The organism is Kitasatospora albolonga (genome assembly GCF_039535905.1).
GTDB lineage: Bacteria > Actinomycetota > Actinomycetes > Streptomycetales > Streptomycetaceae > Kitasatospora > Kitasatospora albolonga.
Map to the genome: position 1 here is coordinate 1 of NZ_BAAAYB010000154.1, position 16603 is coordinate 16603.

Annotated in this window: 8 protein-coding genes and 2 pseudogenes; 6 read left to right on the forward strand and 4 right to left on the reverse strand. The window is 73.0% G+C overall.

From position 1 onward, the window contains the following. From ABD946_RS39675 to ABD946_RS39695, 5 genes and pseudogenes are all read left to right on the forward strand, one after another. Positions 1 to 373, forward strand: a pseudogene (locus tag ABD946_RS39675) (transketolase family protein); the annotation flags it as partial. A gap of 106 nt (positions 374 to 479) precedes the next feature. Beyond that, positions 480 to 674, forward strand: a pseudogene (locus ABD946_RS39680) (SDR family NAD(P)-dependent oxidoreductase); the annotation flags it as partial. A 73-nt stretch (positions 675 to 747) separates the two neighbouring features. Further along, positions 748 to 1251: an SDR family oxidoreductase gene (locus ABD946_RS39685; protein ID WP_345290671.1), complete on the forward strand. Its 504-nt coding sequence runs from the start codon at positions 748 to 750 to the stop codon at positions 1249 to 1251. Between the two features lie 68 nt (positions 1252 to 1319). Beyond that, entirely contained in the window at positions 1320 to 3023 is a 1704-nt protein-coding gene (locus tag ABD946_RS39690) for an ABC transporter substrate-binding protein (protein ID WP_345290672.1), read from the forward strand. Between the two features lie 98 nt (positions 3024 to 3121). Next, positions 3122 to 4411, forward strand: a complete 1290-nt coding sequence (locus tag ABD946_RS39695; protein WP_345290574.1) for an MDR family MFS transporter — start codon at positions 3122 to 3124, stop codon at positions 4409 to 4411. A gap of 66 nt (positions 4412 to 4477) precedes the next feature. Here the strand turns inward: ABD946_RS39695 and ABD946_RS39700 are convergent, their stop codons facing one another. From ABD946_RS39700 to ABD946_RS39710, 3 genes are all read right to left on the reverse strand, one after another. Continuing rightward, positions 4478 to 5284, reverse strand: a complete 807-nt coding sequence (locus tag ABD946_RS39700; RefSeq protein ID WP_345290575.1) for a hypothetical protein — start codon at positions 5282 to 5284, stop codon at positions 4478 to 4480. A gap of 169 nt (positions 5285 to 5453) precedes the next feature. Beyond that, the gene (locus ABD946_RS39705; RefSeq protein ID WP_345290576.1) at positions 5454 to 6614 is read right to left on the reverse strand and encodes a metallophosphoesterase; all 1161 of its coding nucleotides are present in this window, start codon (positions 6612 to 6614) and stop codon (positions 5454 to 5456) included. Positions 6615 to 6701: 87 nt separating this feature from the next. Continuing rightward, on the reverse strand, positions 6702 to 7874 hold the full coding sequence (locus ABD946_RS39710) for a LacI family DNA-binding transcriptional regulator (RefSeq protein ID WP_345290577.1): 1173 nt from the start codon (positions 7872 to 7874) through the stop codon (positions 6702 to 6704). A 329-nt stretch (positions 7875 to 8203) separates the two neighbouring features. On the opposite strand from ABD946_RS39710, the gene hisC reads away from it, so the two are divergent. Continuing rightward, positions 8204 to 9283: a histidinol-phosphate transaminase gene (hisC, locus tag ABD946_RS39715; protein ID WP_345290578.1), complete on the forward strand. Its 1080-nt coding sequence runs from the start codon at positions 8204 to 8206 to the stop codon at positions 9281 to 9283. A gap of 62 nt (positions 9284 to 9345) precedes the next feature. On the opposite strand, the gene ABD946_RS39720 is transcribed toward hisC, so the two are convergent. Then, on the reverse strand, positions 9346 to 13557 hold the full coding sequence (locus ABD946_RS39720) for a ricin-type beta-trefoil lectin domain protein (protein WP_345290579.1): 4212 nt from the start codon (positions 13555 to 13557) through the stop codon (positions 9346 to 9348). Positions 13558 to 16603 lie beyond the last annotated feature (3046 nt).

Here is a 16603-nt window from a genome sequence, read left to right on the forward strand (position 1 = left end):
CGCCGCACCGGAGGCGGCCGAGGTCTGCCTGGTCTCGGTCGGCGAGGTCGGCACCGAGCTCAGCCTGGCCGCCCGCCGGGAGCGGCCGGAGCTGGCGCACGCCCACCTCTGCTACCTGGACCACGAGCACCTCGCCGAGGCCGCCGTCCAACTGGCCGGACGGTACCGGCGGTTCGTGGTGGTCGAGGAGCACCGGGCGGCCGGCGGGGTGGCCTCGGCGCTGGCCCTGCTGCTCCGGCAGGCCACCGTCCACGGGGTCAACGCGGGCCAGGGCTGGCCCTCGCACGGCGGTGACCACGACCACGTGCTGGCCGAACTCGGCCTCGACCTCCCGACCGTGCTGGCCGCCGCCGAGGCCGCCGCCCACGACTGAGCGGGCCCCTGGGCCCGCGTGGCCGACGTACCGGCCGACCTGCCCGCAGGGCAGGAGATCTCACCCGACCACAGCACACCCGCAGCACACATGAGGAGCGACACGGATGGATCTCGGACTCGCCGGCAAGGTGGCGCTGGTCGCCGCAGGCACCAGCGGACTGGGCCTGGCGGTGGCCACCGCCTTCGCCCGGGAAGGGGCCACCGTCTCGGTGGCCGGGCGCGACCCCGAGCGGCTGGCCCGGGCGGTCGCGGCGCTGGAGAAGGAGTCCGCCGGTGGCTCGGTGAGCGGCTTCCCGCTCGATGTCCGGGACGAGGAGGCGGTGGCCGACTGGGTGGCCCGGGCCGCCGAACTGCACGGCGGGGGTCGACATCGTGGTGACCAACGCGGGCGGCCCCGGCCCCGGACACGCCACCGAGCACAGCGTGCAGACGTACCGGGACGCGGTGGAGCTGAACCTGCTCTCGGCGGTCTCGCTGGTCTCGGCCGCCGTGCCGCACATGCGCCGCGCCGGCTGGGGCAGGGTGCTGTTCATCACCTCCCTGGCCGCCAAGCAGCCGATCTCCGGCATGGCGCTCTCCAACACCGTCCGGCCCGGCCTGCTCGGCTACGCCAAGTCGCTGGTGCACGAGCTGAGTCCGGACGGCATCACGGTCAACGTGCTCGCCCCGGGGATGACCAGGACCCCGGAGCTGGAGCACTGGGCGAAGGGTCTGCCCGGCGGCATCCCCGGCCTGACCGCCGACATCCCGGCGGGCCGGCTGGCCGAGCCCGAGGAGCTCGGCGCGGCTGCCGCCTTCCTGGCCTCCACCCGGGCCGCCTTCGTCACCGGCACCGTGCTGCCGGTGGACGGCGGCGCCACCCGCAGCCTGCTCTGACCCACCGCCGTTCACCCGACCACCCGCCGGCGGCAGCCCGCCGGCCCGGACCGAAGGAGTCCAGCATCATGACCGATCGGCGTGGCCCCCAGGACGACACCACCCTCGACCCGACCACCCTCGACCCGACCGCCCACCCGGGCGGCCAGCGACTGGTGATCGACCATCAGGGAGTGGTGACCGCCCCGGCGCCCGAGGTGCCCGGTGCCCGGCCCGGCGGTACCGTCACCCTCCTCGCCGACGCCCCGCCGGAGCACATGGACCCGGCCCAGACCTACATCGGCACCACCCTCGCGGTGGCCACCGCCCTGTTCCACCGCTCGCTGACCGGGTACGTGGAGGATCCGGAGGGCGGGGTGCTCACCCTGGTCGGCGACCTGGCCACCAACGCCGGCCGGACCGACGACGGCGGCCTGACCTGGACCTACACCCTGCGCGAGGGCCTGGCCTTCTCGGACGGCACCCCGATCGGCTCGGCCGACGTGGCGCACGCCGTGGCCCGGTCCTTCTCCGAACTCGGCGACTACGGACCGCAGTTCATCCAGCGCGCGCTGGACCCGGAGCGCACCTACCGCGGCCCCGGCCCGGACGGTCGCCCCGCCCCCGGGGTCACCACCCCGGACGACCGCACCATCGTCTTCCGGCTCGCCGAGCCGTACCCGGACTTCCCGTTCTTCGCCGCCACCACCACGACCACCCCCGTCCCGGCCGACCGCGCCCCCGGCGCCGAGTACGAGACCGAGTGGCTCTCCACCGGCCCGTACCGGCGTGGGGAGAGCGTGCCGGGCGAGTACTTCGTGCTGGAGCGCAACCCGCACTGGAGCCCGGCCACCGACCCGATCCGCCGTCAGTACGTGGACCGGATCCGCTGGGAGTTCGGGGTGGACCGGACCGCGCAGACCCGGCGGCTGGCCGAGCCCGACGCGGACGACGCCACCTCGATCGCCACCACCGACGTGGCACCCGCCGACATCCTCTCGGTGCAGATCGACCCGGAGAAGCTCTCCCGGGTGCTGGACGGGCCGACCCCGTACGCCCAGTACGTCTACATCAACACGCAGCGGGTCACCGACCTCGACGTCCGCCGCGCGCTGATCTACGCCTTCGACCGCGAGTCCTACGTCGAGGCGGCCGGCGGCTCGGCCGCCGCGGAGCCGGCCACCACCGTGCTGGCCCCGATGATGCCCGGTCACCAGCCGTACGACGCCTACCCGGCCGGGCCCAACGGCGACGTGGAGCGGGCCAAGCGGCTGATCGAGGGCAAGGAGGTGCCGGTGCTCCGGTACGCCTTCCAGGACATCGCCCCGCTGCGCAAGCTGGCCCCGGTGGTGAAGACCGCGCTGGAGCGGGCCGGCTTCCGGATCGAACTGGTCCCGGTGGACCGGGCCGCGTACTACAGCACGGTCGGACGCCGGGACACCGACGTGGACCTGATCTGGGGCGTCTGGGGGCCGGACTTCCCGGACCCGGCCGGCGTGATGGACGTGCTGTTCCGCGGCGACCGGATCACCGCGACCGGCAACATGAACCTCTCGTACTTCGACGTGCCGGACATCAGCCGGCGCCTCGCCGAGCTCGGCAAGGAGACCGACCGGGCCGCGGCGGCGGCCGGGTACGCCGAGATCGACCGGGAGATCATGACCGACCACGCGCCGCTGATCCCGGTCTTCTACAAGCGGCAGTTCTCGCTGGTCGGGCCGGAGGTGGGCGGGCTGTTCGTCAGCGCGCTGTACTCCTTCCCCAACCTCACCCGCGTGCACGTGCTGAGCTGACGGAACGCCGGCAAGTCGGTCCTGCAAGGCCGTTGCCGATCCGATCGTGAACAGAGGAGGATGACCGGGTGTCGACCGAACCGCTCCGCAGGAGCTCCGTGACGTCCCGACTGCGCGCCGGCCTGGGGGGTCTGGGCGGTCTGCCGAGTGCCTTCTGGGTGCTCTGGGCGGGCACCCTGGTCAACCGGATCGGCACCATGGTCCAGCCCTTCTTCGCGCTCTACCTGACCACCAGCCGGGGCTTCTCGGTGGCCTCGGCCGGTGGTCTGCTGGCGCTGTTCGCGGTCGGCCAGGTGTTCTCCCAGCTGATCGCGGGCGCGCTGGCCGACCGGTTCGGCCGGCGTACCACCCTGCTCGGCGGAATGCTGGCCAGCGCGGCCCTGATGGTCGCGCTGGCCGGCAGTGACAGCATCGGCGCCTTCGCGGTGGAGCTGTTCCTGCTGGGGGTGGCGATCGACGTCTACCGGCCCGCCTCCACCGCCCTGGTGGCCGACCTGATCCCTGGTCAGGACCGCACCAGGGCCTACAGCCTGCTGTTCTGGGCGGTGAACCTCGGCTACACCGCCGGCGTGCTGATCGGTGGAGTGCTGGTCAAGTTCGGCTTCCAGTGGCTGTTCTGGGTCGACGCGGCCAGCTGCGCCGCGTTCGGCCTGATGGTCTGGTTCGCGGTGAGCGAGACCGCGCCGGCCAGGGCCCCCGCGGCGGTGGCGGCCGCCGGGAAGCGGGCGGAGGGCCTGGGCACGGTGCTCCGGGACAAGGTGATGACCGCCTTCGTCCTCACCACCAGCGGCTACGCCTTCGTCTACATGCAGACCATGTCCACCCTGCCACTGGCGATGCGGGCGGAGGGCCTGTCGCCCGCCGCGTTCGGTGTCGCGATGGCGGTCAACGGCGTGGTGATCAGCGTCGTCCAGCCGCTCGCGGCGAGCCGGCTCAGCCGGGCCGACCTCAACAAGGTGCTGGTGGCCGGCATGGTCCTGGTCGGCGTCGGCTTCGGCCTCAACTCCCTGGCCTCCTCCCCGTTCGGCTTCTCCGCCACCACCGTGATCTGGTCCCTCGGCGAGATCGCCTTCACCGGCGCCAGTGCCGCCACCGCCGTCGCCCTGGCCCCGCCCCACCTGCGCGGTCGCTACAGCGGCGTCTACGGCTTCGCCTGGTCCCTCGGCGGCCTCCCCGCCCCCCTGGTCGGCGCTTGGCTGCTCGGCCACGGCTCCGCCACCCTCTGGCTCGCCTGCGCCGCCATCGGCCTCGGCGCCGCCCTCGCCCAGTACCTCCTCGGCCCGGCGGTCGCCCGCCGCACCACGGCCGTCGCCGCCGCCGAGGCCGCCGCCGCCGGTACGGCGGAGTCCCAGGTCGCCGCCGGCCCGGCGCGGTCGGACGACCGCTGACGCGGTGCCCGGCGTGCGTGGTCCGGGCCTTCCGCGAGGGCAGGCCGCCGCGGTGGTGACCTGGGGTCAGACCTCGTCGGGGCCGGTGAAGTCGGGGGAGGCGAAGTCGGGCGAGGTGTAGCCCGGGCCGGTGAAGTCGGCCGGGCGCTGGGTGCGGCCGTCCGGGGTCGTGACGCCCTCGACGCCGGGGCTGGTGAAGCCGGGGCTGGAGTAGCCGGGGGAGCCGGGGCGCGGGCCCGGTCTCGGGACGGCGGCCGGCGCCGGCGCCGGATCGGTGTAGAGGTTGGCCACCAGCCAGGGCAGCAGGGCGCGTTGGTGCAGGGCGGTCAGCCAGGCCTGCCGGGCCCCGGCCAGCTCGGCGTCCTGGGCCGGGGCGGCGCCGTCCCGCAGGGCGGTGAGCAGCAGGCCGACGATGCCGACCACCAGGGCGGTGACGGCCACCGCCAGGGAGACCCAGCCGGCCGTCACCACCGCCCGGGCCAGCGCCAGCCCGGGCGAGGCGCCGCGCAGCGCGTAGCCGATCACCAGCAGCAGCAGCCCGGCGAGGCCGGCCAGGATCGGGGTGAGCACGGTGAGCACCGGGAAGAGCCCGGCGCCCTCCTCGCTGCGCAGCCGGTCGGTCAGGCCGAGCGGTGCGGGCGGCCCGGCCGCCCGCAGGGCGGTGTAGCGCTGGTACTCGTCGGCCGCCGGGGCGGCCACCGCGTCGGCCGACTGCGCGGCCTTGGTGCGGAGTTGGGCCGGGTTCAGGTGCGGCCCGGGGGCGGCGAAGGCGGCGCCCAGCGCGGGGTCGCGCAGAGCCTCGTCCAGGGCCCGGTCGAAGTCCGGCCGGTCCTCGGGGAGTAAGCGTGCGGTGTGCTGCGGGGCCTGGTCCACGGAGGAACCCCCGTTCCGTCGTCGCGCTGCGAGAGGTGCGGGTGTGCGAGATCGACTCGATGGTAGGGGCCGGAGGCGCCCGGAACACAGTCGCTTTCCGGTTTTCCGTACGTTCCGGTGCGCGCCGGGGACGTGAACGTGACCTTTCAGGACGCTTCCTGACGGTGGTTCAGTCCAGCGGCAGCCGGGCGACCAGCAGCCGGCCCTCCATGGTGACCCCGCCGTCCATCGCCACGGCCAGCTCGTCCGCGTAGATGTACGGCCCCGGCACGTGCGGCGGCACGCCGTCCTCGGCGTGCGTGGAGCCGGTCAGGTACGGGATCGGGCTGTGCCCGTGCACCACCCGGTGGCCGCCGTAGGCGCCGAGCAGCTCGTGCACCGCCTGCGCCCCGGCCGGGCCGCGGAAGGCGAAGCGCTTGGTGAAGCGGCGGAAGGCGTCCCACCACTCGTCGGCGCCCTCGTCGGCGAGCAGCCGGTGCACCGCCTCGTTGACGTCGTCCAGGCTGGCGCCGTACTCGAGGTAGGCGGTGGTGTCGGAGTGCAGCAGCAGGTGGCCGTCCTCCAGGGCGATGGCGGGCAGCCGGGAGAGCCAGCTGACGTGGTGCGACTCCAGCCGCTCCAGGTCGCTCTGCTGACCGCCGTTCAGCCGCCAGGCGGCCAGGAAGGAGGCCGTCCCGGCGGTGGACTGCACCGGCTCGTCGCCGTAGCGGGCGGCGCCCAGGAAGAGCAGTTCGTGATTGCCCATCAGGGCCCGGCAGTACCCGCCGGCCGCGGCCGCCTCGGCGGCCAGCTGCATCACCAGGTCGATCACGCCGATGCCGTCCGGGCCCCGGTCGGTGAAGTCCCCGAGGAACCAGAGCCGGGAGCGGCCGGCCGACCAGTGGCCCTCGGCGTCGATCAGGCCCTGCTGGTGCAGTGCGGCCAGCAGCTCGTCGAGGTAGCCGTGCACGTCGCCGACCACGTACAGCGGGCCGGGCGCCTCGCCGGGCTCCGGCTGCGGGTACGGGTAGTGGACCTCCTCCGGCGGGACCGGCTGGGCCAGCTCCATGGTCGGCGGGTCGTCGGACCCCGCCGCCTCGTGCCCGTACTCGTGGACGGGCTCCCGGACCGCCTCCGGGCCGTAGCCGGAAGCGGTCTGACTGACCGTCGGCCAGTGCTGCTCCAGGAACCGGGCACCGCCGTAGCCGCTGTACGTGGCGTCGTAGCCGTAGCCGCCGGGCGGCTCGGGAGGCTCGTAGTAGGAGCCGTACGGGAGCACGTCGAGGTCCTGCGGCTGGCGGGGGCCTGACTCGGGGAGCTCAGGCCCGGGGAGGCGGTCCTCGGGTGTCATTCGCCCATCATAGGAAGACCGCTCTCCCCTAGTCCCCACCTGGTGCCCACCAATCGTCCGTCGGCCGGGTCCGGTCCGTGGCCTGCGTTACATCTCCCCCGGTGGCCGGGGCGGGCTCACCGTGGTGCGCGGGCTCCGGCGTTGGGAGGAGGCGCGGACGATGAGCTCGGTCGGCATCAGGGTGCCGGGCGGTGGTCCGGCCGAGGCGGTCCGGTAGCGCGGCGGGAAGAGCCGGGTGCCCTTGACCGGATCGGAGGAGGCCCCGGGGGAGGAGTCGACCCCCTCGATGGCGTCGATCAGCAGGTTGACCACGGTGGTGCCGATCCGACGGGGCTTCAGGGAGAGCGTGGTGATGGGCGGCTCGGTGCCGGCGTACACGTCGCTCTCGCTGCAGCAGACCAGCAGCAGGTCCTCCGGCACCCGCAGCCCGTACCGGCGGGCGGCGGCCAGCAGGTCGGTGCCGTTGGGGTCGAAGAGGCCGTAGACCGCGTCCGGCCGGTCGGGCCGGGCCAGCAGCCGGTCGGCGGCCAGCGCACCGGCGGCCGGGTCGTGGGCCGGGTAGGCCTCGTAGACCGGCTCCTGCCCGACCCGCTCGCACCAGCCGAGGTAGGCGTCGGTGGAGAGCCGGGTGTAGGTGTCGGTGGAGGTCCCGGTGAGCAGGCCGATCCGGCGGGCGCCCGCCTCGCTCAGGTGGTCCAGGATGCCCAGCACGGCGGCCTCGTGGTCGTTGTCGACCCAGGCGGTGACCGGGCAGTTGCCCGGTTTGCCGTCGCTCACCACCGGGACGCCGGACCGGTAGAGCTCGCTCACCAGCGGGTCCTGGTCGGGCGGGTCGATCACCACGGTGCCGTCCAGCGCGATGTTCCCCCAGACGTCGTGCCGGGAGGAGGCGGGCAGCACGACCAGCGCGTAGCCGCGGCTGAGCGCGGCACTGGTGGCGGCCCGCGCCATCTCGGCGAAGTAGGCGAACTCGGTGAAGGTGAACGGCTCTTCGCCGTAGGTGGTGACGGTCAGTCCGATCAGGCCGGAGCGTCCGGTGCGCAGGGTGCGGGCGGCGGCCGATGGGCGGTAGCCGAGGCGCTCGGCCACCTCGCGCACTCGGCTTCTGGTCTCGTCGGGAAGGCGGCCCTTACCGTTGAGGGCGTCCGAGACCGTGGTGATCGACACTCCGGCGGCTGCTGCCACATCCCGGATGCCGGCCCGCTCCAGTCGCCGCGAGGTGGTGGGTCGCCGACCGCTCTGGTTGGCTGCTGCTGTCATGGCGGACCGATCGTATGGCGCGTGACCGCGCTGTGTGACCGGTACCGACAGAGAGTCAGAAGAACCGTTTCTCCATGAACCTTCGGCCGTGCATCCCTTCGATACCGGTCGCAATCCAGGCCTCTTACCTCTGACATGTGCCATGGGAACCCGGCAGAATGGCTGATCGGTACCCGTACCCCGAACGAGCAACTCACCCGCACGGGTGAGTGCGACCACCATCGTCCGGGGCACCCGACCGGGGTGGGACGGGTACGCACCACGGGGCCTGGCGCGCGTACGGCGATCCCGGCCGCGTACGGCACCACGATTTCGACAAGGAGCGCACCGTGACCGGTACGGCAGCACAGGGCCCCCGCCTGAGGCCGACGCTGGACGGCATCCCGACGTACAAGCCCGGCAAGCCGGCCGGCGCCGACTCGTACAAGCTGTCCTCCAACGAGAACCCCTTCGAGCCGCTCCCCGGCGTGCTGGACGCCGCCGTGGCGGCCGCCGGCTCCTTCCACCGCTACCCCGACATGGCCGCCACCGAGCTGGTCGAGGAGCTCGCCGCCCGCTTCGGCGTGCCGGCCGAGCACGTGGCCGTCGGCACCGGCTCGGTCTCGGTCGCGCAGTCCCTGGTGCTCTCCACCGCGGGCCCGGGCGACGAGGTGCTGTTCGCCTGGCGCTCCTTCGAGGCCTACCCGATCATCACCCAGGTCGCCGGGGCCACCCCCGTGCCCGTCCCGCTGACCGCGGGCGAGGAGCACGACCTGGACGCGATGCTGGCCGCGATCACCGAGCGGACCCGCCTGGTCTTCGTCTGCAACCCGAACAACCCCACCGGCACCGTGATCCACCGGGCCGAGCTGGAGCGCTTCCTGGACGCCGTCCCGAGCGACGTCCTGGTCGTGGTCGACGAGGCCTACATCGAGTTCATCCGGGACGAGCGGGTGCCCAACGGCATCGACCTCTACCGCGACCGCCCGAACGTCTGCGTGCTGCGCACCTTCTCCAAGGCCTACGGCCTGGCCGGCCTGCGGGTCGGCTTCGCCGTCGCCCACGAGCCGGTGGCCACCGCGCTGCGCAAGACCGCGGTCCCGTTCGGCGTCTCGCAGCTGGCCCAGGACGCGGCCGTCGCCTCGCTCCGCGCCGAGGACGCCCTGCTGGTCCGGGTCGAGCACCTGGTCGCCGAGCGCGGCCGGGTGACCGCCGCCCTGGCCGCCCAGGGCTGGCAGCTGGCCGACACCCAGGCCAACTTCGTCTGGATCCGCCTCGGCGAGCGCACCCTCGACTTCGCCGCGGCCTGCGCCGCCGCCGGAGTCGTGGTCCGCCCCTTCCCGGGTGAGGGCGTCCGCGTCACCATCGGCGAGCCCGAGGGCAACGACATCTTCCTCGCCACCGCCGAGGCCTTCCGCAAGTCCCTCTGAGCGGTTGAACCCCGAAGGGCCCGCAGCTCGGTGGCTGCGGGCCCTTCGGGGTTGACCGGTCGTCAGCTGCCGGACAGCCCGGCGGCCGGGGAGCCGAGCCCGGCGGCCGACCAGCGCTGCGGGTTGGTCCCGTTGCAGTCGTACAGGGTCACCCGGGTGCCGTTGCCGATGTTCCCGTTCGGCAGGTCGAGGCAGCGCCCGGACTGCGGGTTGAGCAGCGCGCCGTTGGCCTGGGGCAGCCACTGCTGGTTGCCCGCGTCGGTGCCGCCGGGGTCCTTGCAGTCCCACAGCGCGGTCGGGGTGCCGTTGGCGGTGCCGTTGTCGTGCACGTCCAGGCACTTGCCCATGATCCGGAGGGTGCCGTCGCCCCGGAGCTCGAACTGCTGGGCCGTCGAGGTGTTGCAGTCCCAGATCTGGATCGCGGTGCCGTTGTCGGTGCCGGCGGCGTTGTCGTCCAGGCACTTGGCCTCGCTCACCCCGGAGACCAGGGAGGTCCTCGCCGCGGTGGGCACGGACGACCGGTCGAGGACCGAGAGGTTGCTGACCGCCCCGTCGAAGGTGGAGCTCGGCTTCGACTGGTACTTGTACCGGCCGACCACCAGCGGGCCGGTGGCGTTCCAGGCGTTCGCCCGGGCGTGGTGGCCGGTCCCGGCCAGCGTCCCGTTGACGTAGAGCGCGATCTGCCCGGTGGGCTGGTCGTAGGTCGCGGTCAGCTGCGTCCAGGTGCCGAGGCGGACGCCGGCCGCGGCGTTCATGGTGGTGGTCTGGTCGTAGGCCCAGTCGTCGTTGTCGCGCTGCGACATGGCGAACCGCCAGGTGCTGTCGCCGCCCTCGGCCCAGAGGATGAACCCGGAGGCGTGGGCGCCGTCCTGACTGAGCACCACCCCGCCGGTGGCGTCGGCCCGGGCCCAGGTGGAGAGGGTGAAGCTGCGGCTGGTGTCGACCGCCGGGGCGGAGGTGGTGGCGACACCGGTCCGGCCGTCCAGGTCGAGCACCTTGGTGGAACGGCCCGCGACGGTGGCGTCGGCCCAGCCGGCGCCGGTGCCGCTCAGGGTGGCGTTGGTCCGGCCGCGCAGGTCCGCGGCGGTGCTGCCGGTGCCCTCGTCGAACTTCCAGTGCGAGCGGGAGATCCGGGCGTCGCCGACCGTGTTGGCGGCACCGAAGCCGGTGACCACCTTGTTGGCGGCGGTGCCGTTCAGGGTGACCAGCCGCTGCCGGCCGTCCAGTGCCCAGAGGTCGGCCACCGCGTCGGCGCTGGTGTCGCCCGAGGAGCTGAGCACCGGGTAGTCGGTGGCGTTGAGCTGCTGGGCGATCCGGGTCCGCTTGCCGTGGTCGGCGAGCGCGGCGACATCGGCGCCGTTGGCGTACTGGTACACCTCACCGTTGCCGTCGTTCCGGGCCCAGAGGTCCGGCAGGCCGTCGCCGGTGGCGTCGCCCGGGGCGATCAGCGAGAGGCCGTCCCAGCCGCCGGAGCCGAGCACGATCGGGTCGCGCAGGGTGCCGGTGCCGCCGCTGCCCTGGAACAGGATCAGCTGGGTGCCGCCCTTGCCGTCGCCCTCCACGGTGATCAGGTCGTTGCGCGGGTCGCCGGCCTCCTTCTTGGCGTCGCCGACCGCGAGGATCTGCCTGACCCGGCTCCAGTCCGCCGCGTACTCGTCGCCGCAGGGGTTGCCGGTGGCCTGCACCAGGCAGTCCTGCGGGTCGGGGCGGCCGACCGGGAGCTGCTTGGCGGCGGCGAAGTACAGGTTGCCGTTGGCGGCCAGGCCGCCCTGGGTGAGCGAGTTCCGGTAGTAGTACAGGGCGTTGTCGCGGTACGCGAACAGGTCGTCGTACCGGATGCCGTTGCCGCCCCGGTGGGTGACCTGGGTGCCGTTCCAGCCCTTGCCGCCCGGGCTGTTGGCCTTGTCGGAGGCGACCACGCCGGCGGCGGGGTCGGTGGCGGTCGGGTAGACCACCAGGTCGCCGCCCGGGGTCGGGGCCAGCAGGTCCACCCGCTCGTCGCCGGTGATGTCGCCGAGCACGGTCTTGGCCGCCGGGTTGTCCGGCGCGTAGAAGGTGTAGGTCTGCTGCTGCGAGCGGTTGCCCGCCCGGTCGACGGCCTGCACCCGGAGGGTGTTGGTGCCCCAGGTGGTGGGCGTCAGGTCGATCGCGGCACTGCCGTCACCGGTGGCGTCCACCCGCTTGGCGCTGCCGACCGGGATGTTCCCGTTGAACGCGTACTCGTAGAACAGCACGCCGCTGGAGCTGTCGGCGGAGCGGACGGTGAAGGTGCCGGGCTGACCGACGTACTTGGCCGAGCCGGGCAGGGTGCCGGCCGGCGGGTACTCGGCCGAGGTCACCACCGGCACCGAGGGCGGGGTGGTGTCGAGGCTGAACGTGCAGCCGGTGGTCCAGTTGGAGGTGCGGTCGCCGTCGCCGCCCTGGGCCCTCCAGTAGTAGCGGTGTCCGTCCTGCAGGCCGGTGGTGACGGCCGAGGCCCAGTGCGTGCCGGTGCCGGCCGAGATCCAGCCGCTGTCCCAGGCCACCGGCTCGCCGGCGGTGGTGTCGTGCACGAGGAAGTGCACGTCGTTGTTCTGGTTGTCGGGATCGCCGATCCAGGCCCCGAACCGGATGCCGGACGCGGAGTTGGTGGCGCCGATCCAGCCGCAGCCGTTGCCGTTGGCGTTCTGCGGCGCGGGGTCGATCGCCAGGCTCCACGGCTCGTACGGTGCCCGGTTGTACTCGATGTACAGGAACGGCAGGTTGTTGCGGTCCCGGGTGAAGCGCTTGAACGAGTAGTTGCCGCTGGTCTTCGACTCGTCGGCGGAGAACAGCGCGAAGGTCAGGTTGCCGCGCCACTCGTTGTCGGCCAGGTGCTGGCGGACGTCCCACTCACCGCGGGTGGTGGTGCCCGGGCAGCCGTTGCCGCCGGAGCTGTTCAGCCAGGAGGTGCCGATCGCACCCCAGTCCCAGGGCTGGGAGTTCCAGGTGGTGCCGGAGCCGAGCGGGTCGGTGGCGTGCAGCACCACGCCGCGGTTGTTGCTGCAGGTGTTGTCCGCCGCGTAGGACTGGGTGGCGTACAGCGACGCCTTCTTGATGCTCTTGTCCCGCAGGTCGCTGGTGTCCAGCTGGACGTAGTACCGCTCCAGGCCCTTGGCGGTCTGCCACTGCTGGTACCCCACGCCAGGGTCGTAACCGGCGGCGTAGGAGTCGTAGTTGACGGTGTTCGGGTAGCCCTCCTGGACCCAGGCCCAGTGCTGGGTGCCCCGGTTGGTGGGCTGCCAGGGCGGGTCGATGAAGACCGGGTAGGTGGTCTTCGGGTCGCTGAGGAAGGCGGGGTCGGGGGTGAGCGCGACGCTGTCCGCGCCGAGGTCGGTCTTCAGCCGGCTGACCTTGGCCTGGCCGCCGGGGCCGTCCTCGTCGGAGCCGGGCTTGGCGGCGGCCGGGGCCGGTGCGGTGGCCGGTGCGGCCGACAGCGGTGCCGACCTGAGCATCCGGGGGGCCGGGGCCGGGGCCGGGGCCGGGGTGGCGGCGGTGCTGGAGTCCCACATGACGGGGGAGGGCGCGTGGAAGACCACCCGGCCGGAGTCGTCGGTGGCCTTGAGGTTGCCGTGCTCGTCGGCGGTGACGCTCACGCCCCGGCTCTTCAGGCCCATGGTGAGCTTGGCGAGCTTCGGGTTGCGGGCCGCCTCGGCCGACTTGACCACCAGGACCTGGGAGATGCCGCCGGCCTGATCGGCGGTCAGCTTGAGGTCGGTACCGGGCGCGACGTCCCGGTAGGTGGCGGTGTCACCCTCCAGGGTCGGTGCGGGGAGCGCCTCCGGCCAGCTCAGCGTGATCGCCTTGCCGCCCTGCTCCAGGGTGGCGAGCGGTGCGGTGCCACCACCGGAGAGGGCCAGTGCGCCGGTGGTGGCCTTGGGCCGGAGCAGTCCGTCGGCCGACCGGGACAGCGTCGCGTCCAGCTCGGCCCAGCGGTCGCCCTGCTTGGTGCGCACCGGAGCGACGCTCCGGGAGAGGGCGAACGAGCCGTCCGGGTTGGCCACCACGGTGTCGGTCTCGGTGGTCAACGCCGGTACGGGGACCGGCTTTCCGGTGCGCTTGGCCTCGGCCTGCGCGGCGGACTCGGCACGCTCGCGCTCGCTGACCGGTCGGTCCGGCGCGGTGGTGCGGTCAGCCGCCCGCTGCGGGTCGGCCGCGAGCGCGGCGGGAGCCGCTCCCAGCAGACCGACCGAGAGGGACAGGCTGACCAGACCCGTGAGCGCGGCGGACCGGTGACCCGGCCGCCTCCGAGGCATGGCCCCCATTGGAGTACTCCCAGTATTCATGGTGCGTAGACGATGGATCGCGACGCTAGCACTCGCGGGAATGAATCTGACGCACCGTCATGGAGGGGGTCGGGTGACGCAGATCATACGTGTACTGAGCGTTGTTGATCCACTCTCTCGGGTAATTCTCATCGTTTCTTTAGGTGAGGATGATATGTCGCCATAACGGTCCAAACTGGACAGTCCCTCGCCGTCGATGTGACGGTGCGTTGGACGCCCTGAGCCGGCGTCACGAATTGATGACCTTTATGACGGACCGTCATTCCGGGATTGATGATTGACCATCACTTTGCCGCAGGTAGGCTCCCGCCGAAATTGATCATTACTGAAATTGGGGGGCGTGCCGTGCCGGCCGTGCCTGAACTTCCCGTGCCCAGACGGCGGTCAGCCGCCTTCCGGCGCACCAGCACCACCGCCGTGCTGGTGCTCTCCCTACTGGCCGGAGTCGGTCCGGCCCAGGCCGCCGAGTGGAAGCCGAAGGATCCCCGGCGCTGGTCGCCGGGCAAGCTGACGGTGTCCCAGTCGGTGCCTGGCAAGGACGCCGACTCCGGCGCCGGCCCGGCCGCGACGGGTGACCGCGCGCCCAAGTGGCGGCCCACCGAGGTGAACTGGCCGGCCGCCACGGATGCCGAGGTGAACCTCGCGGCCACCGCCCCGGCCGTCCGCGGCTCGCTGTTCGCCGCCTCCGGCGCGTCCTCCTCCGGGCAGGCCGGGAACGCCCCGGTCTGGCTCGAATCACCGGCCGCGGTGGTCGCCCCCGGCGCGCAGCGCCGGTCGGCCGGACCCAAGGCCGGCAAGGCCGAGGTCCGGCTCGCCGACCGGGCGAGCGCCGAGAAGCTCGGTGTCAACGGCCTGCTGCTGACGGTCGGAGCGGGCGAGGGCACCGAGGCCGGTGCCCCGGTCAAGGTCTCGGTGGACGTCTCCCGGATCGCCGGCGCGTACGGCGGTGACTGGATCTCCCGGGCCCGGCTGGTGGCGCTGCCCGAGTGCGCGCTGACCACGCCCGACCGGGCCGAGTGCCGGACCCAGTCGCCGGTCGTGACCGCGGCCGACCCGGGCCGTCCCGGCCTGCTGAGCACCGAGCTCGCGATGCCGGCCGGCGGCCCGGCGACCGCTCCGGCCGGTTCCATGCGGCTGAGCGCGGCGTCCGGCGGCGGTGCCGTGGTGCTGGCGGCCACCGCCGCCCCCGGTGGTGGCGCGGGCAACTACGGCGTCAGCAGCCTGGCTCCGTCGGGCACTTGGAGCGCCGGTGGCAACACCGGTGGCTTCAGCTGGTCCTACCCGATCGACGTGCCCGAGGGCCTCGGCGGCTCCAAGCCGAACGTCGGGCTCTCCTACAGCTCCCAGGCGGTCGACGGCCGCACCGCCGCGACCAACAACCAGGCCTCCTGGATCGGCGAGGGCTGGGACTACACCCCGGGCTTCGTCGAGCGCCGGTTCAAGCCCTGCGCCAAGGACGGCCAGACCGGCTCGGGCGAGCAGTGCATCTCCGGCTACAACGCCACCATCTCGCTGAACGGCCGCTCCTCCGTCCTGGTCAAGGACGACAGCACCGGCACCTGGCGGCTGGAGGGTGACGACGCGTCCAAGGTCGAGCTGCTGACCGGCGCCGACAACGGCGACAACAACGGCGAGCACTGGCGGGTCACCACCACCGACGGCACCCAGTACTGGTTCGGGGCCGGCCGCAAGCCGGGCACCCCCACCGCACCGGCCACCAACTCCGCCTGGACCACGCCGGTCTACGGCAACAACGCGGGTGAGGAGTGCAACAAGGCCGCCTTCGCCGACTCGTTCTGCAACCAGGCCTGGCGCTGGAACCTGGACTTCGTGGTCGACGCCAAGGGCGGCGTGATCACCCACTGGTACGACACCGAGACCAACAACTACCGGCGCGGTCTCTCGGCCGCCAACCCGACCGGCACGCTCACCTCGTACGTCCGCGGTGGCACCCTGAACCGGATCACCTACGGCTCCAAGCTGTCCGACCCGGACACCGTGAAGCCGACCGCCCAGGTGCTGTTCGGCACCGCCGAGCGCTGCCTGCCCGACGCCGGCTTCGACTGCGCCCCGGCCAAGCTGACCAAGGCCGACGCGGCCAAGTGGCCCGACGTCCCGTTCGACCAGAACTGCGCCGCCACCGGCACCTGCGAGAACTACTCCGCCACCTTCTGGTCCACCAAGCGGCTCACGAAGATCACCACCCAGGTGCTCAGCGGCGGCTCCTACCTGGACGTGGACTCGTACGACCTCACCCACGAGTTCCCGGACCCGCAGGACCACACCGCCCCGGCGCTCTGGCTGGCCTCCATCACCCACAACGGCCATGACGGCGCCGCCAGGCTCAGCACCCCGCCGGTCACCTTCACCGGCCAGCTGAAGAACAACCGGGTCGACTCCAGCGGCGACAACCGCCCGCCGCTGAACCGCCGCCGGATCGTCGCGATCACCGCCGAGACCGGCCAGGTAACCGACGTCACGTACGCCGAGCCGGACTGCGCGCCGGGCGCCCTGCCCACCGCCCAGGACGGCAACACCAAGCGCTGCTACCCCGTCTACTGGAACCCGGACGAGAAGAGCCCGGTCGACCCGACGCTCGACTGGTTCCACAAGTACGTGGTCTCGGCGGTCACCGAGCGGGACCCGTTCGGCACCTCGCCCGACCAGCTGGTCCGGTACGAGTACGTCGGTGACGCCGCCTGGCACCGCGACGACGACGAGCTGACCGAGGACAAGCGCCGCACCTGGAACCAGTTCCGCGGCTACGAGCAGGTCATCACCCGGACCGGCGCGGCGCCCGACGTGGTCGGCAAGTCCGCCTCCTTCTACCTGCGCGGCATGGACGGCGACGTCAAGGCCGACGGCAGCAAGCGCTCGGTCACCTTCACCGACAGCACCGGAGCCACCGTCAAGGACGGCAACCCGCTGGCCGGTTCGGTCCGGGAGACCCAGGCCTTCGCCGGCGACGGCGGCGCGCTGACCGTCTCCTCGCAGTCCGACCCGTGGCTCTCCCCGG